The sequence below is a fragment of the Alistipes sp. An116 genome, assembly GCF_002161005.1.
Taxonomy (GTDB): Bacteria; Bacteroidota; Bacteroidia; order Bacteroidales; family Rikenellaceae; genus Alistipes; species Alistipes megaguti.
In genome coordinates this window covers 60,247-71,915 of the sequence record NZ_NFLR01000014.1, presented here as the reverse complement: position 1 = coordinate 71,915, position 11,669 = coordinate 60,247, and the positions used below count along the sequence as shown (strand labels likewise).

The following is an 11,669-nucleotide window of genomic DNA, read 5'->3' as shown; positions in this document are numbered from 1 at the left end:
ACGCTGGGCGACAACGGCCGCGAGCTGGAGAAGATCTCTGGCCTGATGCGCCGGATCATCGAGCAGGAGGAGTTCTACGTCGATACGATCACCCTCACGGCCTCCTCCTCTCCGGAGGGGCGCTACGCCTTCAACGAGCGCCTCTCGCGGGGACGTGCCGAGGCGCTGAAACGCTACCTGGTGCGTCATTACGGCCGGGGCATCGACACGCTGCTGACCGTGCGGTGGGTCGCCGAGGCGTGGCCCGAGCTGATGAACCGCATCCGCACGGACCCTGCGCTGACGAACCGCGAGGCGATGCTGGAGCTCCTCTCCGCGGAACGGAATCCGGACCGACGCGAGCGTCTGCTGCGCGAGCGTTTCCCCCGGGAGTACGCCTACCTGAAGGAGGTGGTCTACCCGCAGCTCCGCACCGTGGATTTCCGCTACAACCTCCGCCGCAAGGGGATGGTCAAGGATACGATCCACACCACGGAGCTCGACACAACCTATGCCCGGGGTGTGGAGCTGCTGCAAAGGTGTCAGTACGCCCGGGCGCTCTATATTCTCAACGACTACAACGACCGCAATACGGTGGTGGCACACCTCTCGATGGACCACAACGAGCGGGCGCTGGAGCTGCTCTCGACGATGCCGACGGATGCCGTAACGGAGTACCTGCGGGCCATTGCCTGCTCGCGGCTGGGTCGCAAGGCCGAAGGACGCGAACACTTCCTCGAAGCCTGCCGCCGGGATGAACGCATGGAGTACCGGGGAAATCTGGACCCCGAAATTTCGGAACTGTTAAAGGACTAAACACATGAAACGCAAACGCATAATAACGATTCTGACCTACGTTCTTCTGGCTGCAGCCTGGGGCGCGATCTTCGTCTCGCTCTTCACGGCCTGCAACGTCTACGAGGATACGACAATCGAGGTGATCCGATGTCCCGAAATCCGGGATACCATCCAACTCCCGGAGTGGGAACCCCTGGAATAAACAAAGGCTGCGAACTCAATCGCAGCCTTTGTTTTTAATTATCCTTGGGTACGAGAGGCCGGCAAAATTCCTTGTTGACCACCCGGTCGCGCATGGTCTGCATGGAATTGAAATTGCGTGAGATGTTCTGTATTATCTCTATGTAGTTGTCCCGCCATTCTCCTTGTTCATCCTGCCACTGATAGTAAAACGGCTTGATGGAAACGCATTTCGGATGCTCGAACAACGTGTTCAACAAGGTGCGGTCCGAATTGCCGCAGGAGTGCCCCATGATGTATATCTGGTAGTAATCCGAATTGATGAATCGGAGCAGTTGGCGATATTTGTCTGTCTCGAGATAACGTATGGATTTGATGTTCGTCAGATAATCGTTGTCGTTCAGTTTTGAGATAGTCTTGTAGTCATCGTCCATTTCATCCCCATAACCGAAAATAATATGGTTCAAATCGTCTCCCAGTTTTCCATGGATGTGATCTACCTCGAAGCCCGAATCCTTGTAAAGATACATATCTGCTGTTGTTGTATAGTTGAAATTCAGTAGCAGAATCTGGTCCGGAAGCAGAAAAAAGTCCGGAACAATCGCTCTACACTTATAGATATTTTTAATATGCAGGGAATAACTCACTGGGTCATTTAATCCGGGTCGATAATTTTTATTGGCAATCTGTTTATTATATTCATCTATGTTTGAATGGTATGGATATCCGAATTGATTCAGAAAAAATTCTATCGCACTATCAGAATGTGTTGCCAAGAAGTTCAGTCGCTTTTTTGCAAAATCCTCGAATGCCGGTTGACCATCAATGGATATGTCTTGAGCCTCACAAGGTCCATGGATGGCCTTTTGGATACACTCTTTTACCAAGTCCGGCTTTATCTGGTCTTTTTGGATACCATCCAAATATTCGATTAAGAGCTTTTTTATTTCATCCAATTCCTTGTTAAGTGATTTGGCTCCGTCATAACCACAATCACTTTCTCTGAAAATCCGTTTCAGCCAAAAATAATATTCCCCCTCTATGTCTACCCAGTTTTTGGTTTCGAAGGATTTATTTATATGCTGGAAAAACGGTGTAGCCTCAATGAGAAATCTGTCTGGATTTGCTCGAACGGTCTCCATGACATCAGTAGGAGAAATCTCAGCTCCCGTTGAAAACTGTCTTGTTGGAAAAATCCAATTCCATGGCTCTGGCTCTCCCTTTTGTGAAATTGAGCATAACTCATCCGAGAGTTTATCACCTAAATAAGCTCCTTGCAACCATTCTCCCCATTGCTCCCAATAGTGATTTATAAAGTCCTTGTAACTCGTAGGAAGATTATGCGCCAAATCAAATCCGTTTCCAATCAATATGATTCTGTTCATACCTGTTCGCTCATTGCTGATATCTACAAATATACGAAATAATTTTCTCGGATAAACCTCGTCACCGCCGCCCGGTCCAGCAAGATAGCCACCCTGTGCAAAGATGCCAAGAGAACTGCTCTTGTCCTCGTTTGCACAGGGTGGCTTTGTCTCCTTTGCTGTCCGGGCGTTCCGGACAGTTTCTAAAATCTTACAATTATGAAACTGTTGACCGAGGAGATCATCTCTCAATTCGAGGCCCATCCTATCGGGTCCCAGGACGGAAAAGGGCTCCATGCAGAAGTCCTTGTCAAATACTTCAATCCCTGCGGCAGCGGGACGTGGCTCATCACCGAGGCCGAACGCGAAGGCGATGACTGGCGTCTCTACGGTTATTGCCATATTTTCGAATGGGAGTGGGGCTATCTGCTGCTCTCGGAGCTGGAGTCGTTGCGACTGCCCTTTGGGTTGAGTGTCGAGCGAGACCTCTATACCGGCGGGAAATACCTCCGCGATTTTCTCTCCGAAGAGGAGATCCGACAGCTGGAGGCGTTGGGCTGAAAAAACAGGAGCAACGGGCCGCCCGTTGCTCCTTGTCTTATCGCTGAATCGGTTTGACGAGATTCTTTTCGAGAATCTTCGCAATCTCGGACATCGGATAGAGAAACTTCCCGCCGAGGACCGTGTAGGGGATAATCCGCTCGTCGCGGTAGGTCTGCAGCGACCGTTGGCTCAACCCGAAGAGGTTCCGCACCTCCTCGCTGGTGAGGTAGCTCTCCGCATTAAGATGTGAGGGCAGGGTCTCGATCATTGCCTCGATCCGGTCGAGCGCCGCCAGCGCCTTTTCCTGAAGAGCCCTGTACTCCGGAGATCTCCGCGTAATCCACTCTTCCATCATGCCCGTGATTTGACCAGGTTGGCATCGAGGATGCGTTGGATGTCACGCTCGCGGAAATAGACTTTGTTGCCGATCATCGAGTAGGGGATCTTCCGCTGCCGCCGGTAATATTGCAGCACCCGTTTCGAGACGCGCAGCATGCCGCATACCTCCTCCTGGGTCAGCCAGCCTCCGGGTTTGCGAGGCATGGTCTTCGTGGCCAGGTGGGTTGTCCGGATCTGAATCCGGTTGACGATCGCCTTCAGCTCCTCGAAGGCGGCCGCCTCAATCAGTTTGCATTCCATGGTACACCTTTTTTAGTTTGCTGGGGCTCCGATTTCCGGAACCCGCCCGCAAAATAGGGCGGAATTCCGGAAAAGGTGCCGGGTGTCCTTTGCAGGCCTCGCATGTCCGACATCGGGCTACAAAGCCATATTTTCGGCGACGACCTCCATGTCGCGCATGATCGACGAGTCGAGGACCTTCGCATAGCGGCGTGTCATGTTGACGTTGGCATGGCCGAGCATCTTGGCGACGTTGTCGATCGTGGCGCCACTGGCCAGCGTCAGGGTTGCGAACGTATGGCGCGCGCAATGCGTTGAGAGATTCTTGCGGATGCCGCAGATGTCGGCCAACTCCTTCAGGTAGGAGTTCATCTTTTGGTTGCTGCATACGGGAAGCAGCACGCCGTGCGTTTGGCAGTAGGGGTGATCCCTGTAACGGTCGATAATCTTTTGCGCCTCGTCGAGCAGTGGGATGTTGCACATGTTCTTGGTCTTCTGCCGCGCCTTGCGAATCCAGATCTTACCGTGGATGTCCGCCACGAGATGCTCCTCCTTGAGCTGTTGTACGTCCGTAAAGGCCAGCCCTGTCAGACAACAGAAACAGAAGATGTCGCGGACCTGCGCCAGTCGGGGAATAGAGATCGCCTTGTTGAGCATGGCTTTCAGCTCCTGTTTCTCAAGAAACTCCCGTTCGACAGGATCCAGATGAAACCGAATTTGGGCAAACGGATCCTTCTTCATCCATCCTTTGGCCAGCGCAATGCGGACAATCTTCTTGAAGTTCATGAGGTACTTCGAGGTCGTATTGTGGCAGCACCGCCGGACGGTTTTGAGAAAAAACTCGAAGTCTTCGATAAACTGATTTGTGACCTCATCCAGATAGCAGTCCTCTTTTTGATAGCTCTTTTGCAGAAACTCCTCGGTCAGCCGTAGCGTGGTTTCGTAGCGGATCACCGTTCCCGGGGCGAGGCTGATACCCGACAACGCCCTGCACTTTTCGTTGTGGGCGCGGAAGACCTCCATCAGCGTATGACGGTCCGACTGCTCCTTGCCCAGATAGCGGTTCAGAATGATTTGGGCGGAGACCTCTTTCTTGTCGAGTTCGAGGTCTCTTTGAATCCGCAGAATGTTGGCGGAAATGGCGTCCAGATATAGGTTCAAATCCTTTCCGCCGCGGCATTTTTCGTTGGCTTTTCCTTTTGCAGAGTTCCAGGCGTGCGGCTCGATGAAGCGCTTGATCGAGGCGTCAGCGCGTTCTCCATTGATTGTCAGACGCATAAACACGGGAGCTTCGCCTCGTTTGTTGGTCTTGTCCCGCCGAATGTAAAACAACAGTCCGAATGTTGTCCTTTCCATAAGTACACCGAATTAAGGGTTACAAAATTAGTTTCCCAAGTGTCTCATGTCAAGAGGAAGATCGCTGCAAACAGGTGCAAACCAATCTGTTACGAGCAATTCGGTGTACTTTTTCGGCCCGGAAAAAAGTACACCGAATAGGCCACAAGTAACCTGCTTTTCGATGCCTTTTTCTGCATTTTGGCCAAAATAAAAATCCCTGTAAATTCGTGATTTACAGGGATTTGCAATCTTTTGCGTTGTTTCTTGGCGGAGAGAACGAGATTCGAACTCGTGGTACGGGTTGCCCCGTACGTCGGTTTAGCAAACCGGTGGTTTCAGCCACTCACCCATCTCTCCGGGCAACGCTCACGGAGCTTTTGCTCCGAAAGGGTGTGCAAATATAGAATCTTTTTGTGGAAATACAAAATAAAGTGGGCGAAAATTCCTAATTTTGCCTTGCAACCAACCCCGAAATCCATTCTTCCGATGCTGCGAATCCTCCTTTTTTGTCTGTGCATGACGTTCGCTGTACCGGCCGTGCAGGCCTCCGAACCCGATCCGTTCGCACCGCAGCCGCTCACACAACTGCTCCCGATGCTCGAATCCCGCTTCGGAACCCGTATCTCCTGCAAACGCTTCGATCCCGATACGGTGCGGATTTCGTATGCGGCATTCCGCTGTCGCCCCTATTCGTTGGACGAAAGTCTGGACAATCTGCTCCGCGCGACCGATCTGGTGTGGCGCCGTGCCGAGCCGGACGACGCCTCGCCCCGCATCACGATCCAACCCTACGAATACTACCGCCGTACGCCTGCCGACGGCGAGAAGCTGCTCGCCTGGCTTTCATCGCTCTGCGACGACCGCGCATCGTGGGAGCAGCGCCGCGGACAGCTGCTGACCGAGGCCCGCGCGGCGCTCGGACTCGAACCTTTCCGGCGGGCGCTGACGGCCGATCCCGATATCCGCCTCGGGCGCCGCATCCGCCACGACGGCTACGCGACGCGCAACTACGCCCTCGAGACGCTGCCGGGGCTCTACGTCTGCGGCACGATCTACGAGCCCCTCACCGGGGGACGCCACCCGCTCATCGTCTCGCCGGCCGGCCACTGGGAGGGCGGCCGCTACCGCCGCGACCAGCAGATGCGTATGGCTACCTTTGCCCGCATGGGAGCCGTAGCCGTCGACATGGACATCTTCGGCTGGGGCGATTCCGAACGGCAGGTGGGGCGCGAGGCCCACACGGCAGACTATGCCATGCAGATCCAGGTGCTGTGGTCGGTGGCGGTCACCGAGTGGATGATCGCTTCGCGCCGCGATATCGACACGACGCGCCTGGCCTCGACGGGCGGTTCGGGCGGGGCGACCCACGCGCTGCTGCTGGCGCTGTGCGACGGCCGCTTTGCGGTGCTGGCGCCGGTCGTGCATCTGGTGTCGCACTTCGACGGCGGCTGTCCGTGCGAGAGCCGTCGCCCGGTGACGCTGGCCGGCGGTGGGAGTTGTATGCCCGAACTGCTGGCTGCGGTGATGGCTCCGCGCCCGACGCTTGTGGTGAGCGACGGCGGCGACTGGACGGCGACCTATCCCCGGCTCGAATATCCCTTCCTGCAGCGCATCTGGGGCTTCTACGGTGCGGAGGCGAAGATCCGCAACGTCCATCTTCCCGACGAGCGGCACGACTACGGCGTCAACAAACGCCGGGCGGTCTACGCCTTTCTGGCCGAGACGCTGGGGCTTGACCTCACGGCCGTGGATGAGAGCCGCGTGGAGCTGCTCCCCGAGCGGGCGCTGCAGAGTTTTGCCGACGGACTCCCCGCGGGAGCGCTGCGCAGTCGCGGGGAGCTGGAGCGGCTGCTCAAAACCTTGGAATAATCCGAAAACTGAAATGATATGAGACGAATTCTGCTGTTGATGCTTCTGCTGGGCTGCGTGTCCGGCCCCCTGACCGCCCGAACGCTGAAAGCCCGCTATCGGGTGACGACCTCCGACCAGCGGCGCGACTGTCCGGTGGTCATCCGCGACATCCCGGACTGGGCCGTGAGCGCCACGGTCACCTCCGACGGGGAGACCATCCCCGTGCAGCTGGACCGACCGCTGGGCGAACTGGCCTTCGTGGCGGATATCTCCGGCAGCCGGGAGTTCCGCGTGACCTATTCGTCACGACCCGCGCGGCACGGCTACCCGAGCCGTGTCCACGCCCAGATGTGGTTGAAGCAGCCCGACAAGACGCTGCAGGCCGCCGATACGGTCAGCTCGACGCGTGACGACATGTATCACAAGCTGCACCACCACGGCCCGGCCTTTGAGTCGGAGTATGCCGCCTACCGCATCTACTTCGACAAGAAGCAGACGATCGACACCTATGGCAAGAAACACCCGCGGCTCGAACTGGCCGAGACGATGTGGTATCCGACTGCGGAGCAGATGGCCGCCGGATCGGGTTACGACAATCTGCGGGTCTTCGGCTCGGTGGGGGTCGGGACGCTCAAGGGGTGGGACGCCTCGAAGCGGAAGATGATCCACATTACGGATTTCGCCCGGCGCGAGGCGCGGATCCTGGCCCGGGGTCCCGTGCGCACGGTCGTGGAGATGCGCGTCGAGGGGTGGCGCTACTGCGGCCGCGAGATCGCCATGACGTCGCGCTATATCCTCTATGCGGGCCACGGTGAGGTGCAGGTCGAGAACCGCATCGAGGGCGACTTCAGGGGGCTGCTCTTCACGACAGGCGTGATGAAGATGGCCGAGCACCGTGTCGAGCGCGGCGAGGATTGGGTGGCCGCCTGGGGACGCGACTTTCCGGAGAACGACACGCTCAAGTGGGAGCGCGAGAGCGTCGGGCTGGCCGTGGCGTTGCCGGCCGCGCAGATCGTCTCGCGGCAGGACGACCGGACGAGCTGCCTCTTCCAGCTGACGCCCGACGCGCAGGGGCGGATCGACTATGCCATGGGGATGTGCTGGCGGCGGAGCGAGTGGTTCGACGGGCTGAGCGACGAGGAGTGCCTCCGCCGGCTGGAGGCCTCGGTTGCCGAGGCGCGCAAACCCGTCGCGGTGGAACGTGTGCGGTGATTTTGCCGCAGATTTGAATAAAAGTACATCGTTTACGTCAAAAATTCCCGGTTCGATCGGCGGTGTATGTGTACTTTTGTATACCTGAAAAGGGTCGATTTGCAAATTTTCAAGTATACGGAATAAAACTACCTGCTTTATGAACTTCAAGGATGTAACGATCTGTCTGCTCGCCGCGGCGATGTCGGCGGGTGCGGGATGCTCGTCGCCACGGGCGTCGGCCGAGAGTCCGGAGGCGCTGCCCTTCGAGATGCCGGCAGTCCCCCGGCCGCAGATTCCGGCGCGTGCGGTCAGTATCGTTGATTTCGGGGCGGTGGGCGACGGCCACACCCTCAACACGACGGCCTTTGCCGCGGCCATCGACTCGCTGGCGGCGCAGGGCGGCGGCCGCGTAACGGTCCCCGAGGGGGTCTGGTACACGGGCCCCATCGTCCTGAAGGATCATATCGAACTGCATCTCGAACAGAATGCCCTGATCGTCTTCGACAACGATCCCGCGCACTATCCGCTCGTGGAGACCACCTTCGAGGGGCTCAATACGCTGCGGTGCCAGTCGCCGCTCTCGGCGTGCGGGGCGAAGGATGTCGCCATCACGGGCCGCGGGGTGATCGACGGCAACGGCGATGCCTGGCGGGCCGTCAAGCGCGACAAGCTCACCGACCGCGAATGGAAGGCCAAACTGGCCTCGGGGGGCGTTCTCTCCGACGACGGCAAGACGTGGTATCCCTCCGAGAGTTACAAGTTTGGCGCCACGTCGGGGGCCGATCAGAACGTCTCGACGTGGGCCACCACGCGCGAGGATTTCGAGCGGATGCACGACTTCCTGCGTCCGGTGATGGTCTCGCTGCACCACTGCGAAAACGTGCTGCTTGAGGGGGTTACGTTCCAGAACTCCCCCTGCTGGAACATCCATCCGGCCATGTGCACCAACCTGACGGTCCACAATATCACGGTTCGCTGCCCGGACTACGCGCAGAACAGCGACGGCATCGACATCGAGTCGTGCCGCAACGTTGTGGTGACCTCCTCGCGTTTCGACGTGGGTGACGACGGCATCTGCATCAAGAGCGGCAAGGACGAGGCGGGACGTCGGCGCGGCATTCCGTGCGAGAACATCCTGGTCTCGGACTGCATTGTCTTCCACGGCCACGGCGGCTTTGTCGTCGGGAGCGAGATGTCGGGCGGCGTGCGTAACGTGCTGGTTTCCGACTGCATCTTCTCGGGTACGGATGTCGGACTGCGCTTCAAGTCGACGCGCGGCCGCGGCGGGGTGGTCGAGAACATCTGGATCGAGGATATCACGATGAACAACATCTTGCAGGAGCCGCTGCTGTTCGACCTCTTCTACGGGGGCAAGTCGGCCTCGGAGGCTTTAGCCGAGGGCGGATCGGCCGCAGCCGCAGATCTCGAGCCGAAACCCGTCGACGAGACGACGCCGGCCTTCCGCAACATCCACATCCGGAACGTCTGGTGCCGCGGGGCGCGCCGTGCGATGTACTTCAACGGCCTTCCGGAGATGAACGTCGAACACGTGACGGTCGAGAATACGCATATCTACGCCCGGACGGGCGCCCGGATCAACGAGTCGACGGACGTTGTGCTGCGCGACGTGCAGATCATCCCCGAGGAGGGCCCGGCGCTGATGCTCAACAACGTGAAGAGCCTCCGCGTCGAGAATTTCACCTGCCCCGCGGGGCTTCCGACGGCGCTGCAGGTCACGGGCAGCCGCAACCGCGACGTGGAGATCCGTTCGCCGCACATTACGGCGTCCAACGCCTCCCTTTCGGGGACTTCCGCCGGGCAGGTGGCCATTAACCGATAAAACGTAAAACAAAACCGATAATCGAACTATGAATCGTTTCTTTTCCTATTTGGGACTGAGTGTCCTGTTCTGCGTGGGGGCCTGCAGCAGCAACTCCGCCGAAGATACGCTCGATGGCGGGGGCCGGGTATTGCCGGTCCCGACGGTGAGCGTAACGGTGAAGGAGCTGACGGCCAACGTGCAGTGGAGCCTCTCCGAGCAGGTCACCAACGTGCGCTATACCTACGAATTCTACCGCGGCGAGGCGGCGTCGCCTGCAGAGACGGCCACGACGCGTTACACGTCGCATGATTTCGAACTGACCGAGGGCGAAAGCTACCGGGTGCGTGTGCGGGCGACATCGCCCGTCGGGACCGGCGAGTGGCAGGATTCGCCCTTCTCGGAGTTCGTCTCCTTCACGAGTGAGGGACTGGAGCCCGATCCCGACGAACCGGACGATCCGCAGCCGGGCGACGGTTCGATGTTCGGCCTTCCGCTGGCCAACGAGAACGACGGTGTGGTGCGCGCCTTCCCGGGAGCCGAGGGCGGCGGCATGTACGCGACGGGCGGCCGCGGCGGCGAGGTCTACCACGTGACGAACCTCAACGACAGCGGTGCGGGGTCGTTCCGCGATGCGGTGAGCAAGTCGAACCGCACGATCGTCTTCGACGTGGCCGGCACCATCGCCCTGAACTCGAAGCTCAAGATCACGAGCAGTAATCTGACCATCGCCGGGCAGACGGCCCCGGGCGACGGCATCTGCATCCGCAACTATACGGTCGAACTGCAGGGCGACAACATCATCATCCGCTACCTGCGCTTCCGCATGGGTGATACGACCAAGACCGAGGACGATGCGCTGGGCGGCCGCTACCACGCCAACATCGTGATCGACCACTGCTCGATGTCGTGGTGCACGGACGAGTGTGCGTCGCTCTACGCCAACCGCAACTTCACGATGCAGTGGTGCATCATCTCCGAAAGCCTCTGCAACTCGGTTCACGCGAAGGGCGAACATGGCTACGGCGGCATCTGGGGCGGCAAGGACGCCTCGTTCCACCACAATCTGCTGGCCCACCACGTGAGCCGCAACCCGCGTTTCGACCACCCGTACGTCTACGACAAGAACAACGCCTCATACCTCGAGCAGTACCACGGTCACGTCGATTTCCGCAACAACGCGATCTACAACTGGGGCCAGAGCGAGAACTGCTACGGCGGCGAGCTGTGCTGGCTCAACATGGTGAACAACTACTACAAGGAGGGTCCCGCGTCGAAGAGCAACAAGTACTTCTTCGTGGCCTACGGCAACAGCTGCAGCAGCTGCGCTTCGTACGGCTACAGCTACGAGGAGATCATGCCGCGGATCTACGCCGACGGCAACCTCTACCTGAAGCGAGACGGTTCGCAGGCCGCCTTCTCGACGGACAACTACACGGGCATCTACGACAAGGACAAGAAGTCGTTTGACACCTACGCAAAGGATGCCACCGGGACGTTCCGCCAGCCGGCTGCACTTTCCATTACGTCGGACGGCCGCTCCTGCTATACGACCACGCACAGTGCCCGGGAAGCATTCGATGCCATCCTCTCCTACGGCGGAGCCTCGTTGAGCCGGGATGCGGTGGATCAGCGTGCGGTGAACGATGCGCGGTCGGGCGGTGCGACGATCAACGACGGCGGCAACGGTTCGACGGGCGGCATCATCGACACGCAGTCGGCCGTGGGCGGATGGCCCGAGCTGACGGCCACCGACGAGCAGATCGCCCGTGCCGCCACGGACAGCGACGGCGACGGCATCCCCGACTACTACGAGGAGCTCTTCGGTCTGGACAAGAACAACGCTGCGGACGGCAAGGCGAAGACGCTCGATCCGCAGGGACTCTATACCAATCTGGAGGTCTATCTCCACTACCTGGTGCGCGACATCACCAAGGCCCAGGTCGAGGGTGGCAGCTATACGGTGCTCAATTGATTGAATACGA

Annotated in this window: 10 protein-coding genes, 1 tRNA gene and 1 pseudogene; 7 read left to right on the top strand and 5 right to left on the bottom strand. The window is 58.6% G+C overall.

All coding sequences use genetic code 11. From position 1 onward, the window contains the following. Window positions 1-795 (top strand): annotated as a pseudogene (locus B5E60_RS10030) (hypothetical protein); the annotation flags it as partial. A 4-nt stretch (window positions 796-799) separates the two neighbouring features. Then, window positions 800-979, top strand: a complete 180-nt coding sequence (locus B5E60_RS10025; protein WP_087311358.1) for a hypothetical protein — start codon at window positions 800-802, stop codon at window positions 977-979. A 34-nt stretch (window positions 980-1,013) separates the two neighbouring features. Here B5E60_RS10025 and B5E60_RS10020 read toward each other — a convergent pair whose 3' ends face one another. Beyond that, window positions 1,014-2,342: an AbiH family protein gene (locus tag B5E60_RS10020; RefSeq protein WP_087311357.1), complete on the bottom strand. Its 1,329-nt coding sequence runs from the start codon at window positions 2,340-2,342 to the stop codon at window positions 1,014-1,016. Window positions 2,343-2,540: 198 nt separating this feature from the next. Between B5E60_RS10020 and B5E60_RS10015 the strand changes: the two genes are divergently transcribed. Beyond that, the gene (locus B5E60_RS10015; RefSeq protein WP_087311356.1) at window positions 2,541-2,882 is read left to right on the top strand and encodes a DUF2958 domain-containing protein; all 342 of its coding nucleotides are present in this window, start codon (window positions 2,541-2,543) and stop codon (window positions 2,880-2,882) included. A 37-nt stretch (window positions 2,883-2,919) separates the two neighbouring features. On the opposite strand, the gene B5E60_RS10010 is transcribed toward B5E60_RS10015, so the two are convergent. From B5E60_RS10010 to B5E60_RS09995, 4 genes are all read right to left on the bottom strand, one after another. Further along, the gene (locus B5E60_RS10010) at window positions 2,920-3,216 is read right to left on the bottom strand and encodes a helix-turn-helix domain-containing protein (RefSeq protein ID WP_162611627.1); all 297 of its coding nucleotides are present in this window, start codon (window positions 3,214-3,216) and stop codon (window positions 2,920-2,922) included. Then, window positions 3,216-3,503: a helix-turn-helix domain-containing protein gene (locus B5E60_RS10005; RefSeq protein ID WP_087311354.1), complete on the bottom strand. Its 288-nt coding sequence runs from the start codon at window positions 3,501-3,503 to the stop codon at window positions 3,216-3,218. Before B5E60_RS10005 ends, B5E60_RS10010 begins: the two co-directional genes overlap by 1 nt. A 117-nt stretch (window positions 3,504-3,620) precedes the next feature. Beyond that, a complete protein-coding gene (locus tag B5E60_RS10000) occupies window positions 3,621-4,838 on the bottom strand; it encodes a site-specific integrase (protein WP_087311353.1) in 1,218 nt (405 codons plus the stop codon). Window positions 4,839-5,085: 247 nt separating this feature from the next. After that, window positions 5,086-5,177 (bottom strand) — tRNA-Ser (locus tag B5E60_RS09995). A gap of 129 nt (window positions 5,178-5,306) precedes the next feature. Between B5E60_RS09995 and B5E60_RS09990 the strand changes: the two genes are divergently transcribed. The 4 genes from B5E60_RS09990 to B5E60_RS09975 all read left to right on the top strand — a co-directional run bounded on the left by B5E60_RS09990 (window position 5,307) and on the right by B5E60_RS09975 (window position 11,659). After that, window positions 5,307-6,689: an alpha/beta hydrolase family protein gene (locus B5E60_RS09990; RefSeq protein WP_087311352.1), complete on the top strand. Its 1,383-nt coding sequence runs from the start codon at window positions 5,307-5,309 to the stop codon at window positions 6,687-6,689. Between the two features lie 18 nt (window positions 6,690-6,707). After that, window positions 6,708-7,883 carry a DUF4861 family protein gene (locus B5E60_RS09985; protein ID WP_087311351.1) on the top strand — a complete coding sequence of 392 codons (1,176 nt, stop codon included), beginning with the start codon at window positions 6,708-6,710 and terminating at the stop codon, window positions 7,881-7,883. A gap of 139 nt (window positions 7,884-8,022) precedes the next feature. Further along, window positions 8,023-9,705, top strand: coding sequence for a glycoside hydrolase family 28 protein (locus tag B5E60_RS09980; protein WP_087311350.1), 1,683 nt, complete (start codon window positions 8,023-8,025; stop codon window positions 9,703-9,705). 28 nt (window positions 9,706-9,733) lie between these two features. Next, on the top strand, window positions 9,734-11,659 hold the full coding sequence (locus B5E60_RS09975; RefSeq protein ID WP_239403308.1) for a pectate lyase: 1,926 nt from the start codon (window positions 9,734-9,736) through the stop codon (window positions 11,657-11,659). The last annotated feature ends 10 nt before the right edge of the window (window positions 11,660-11,669 follow it).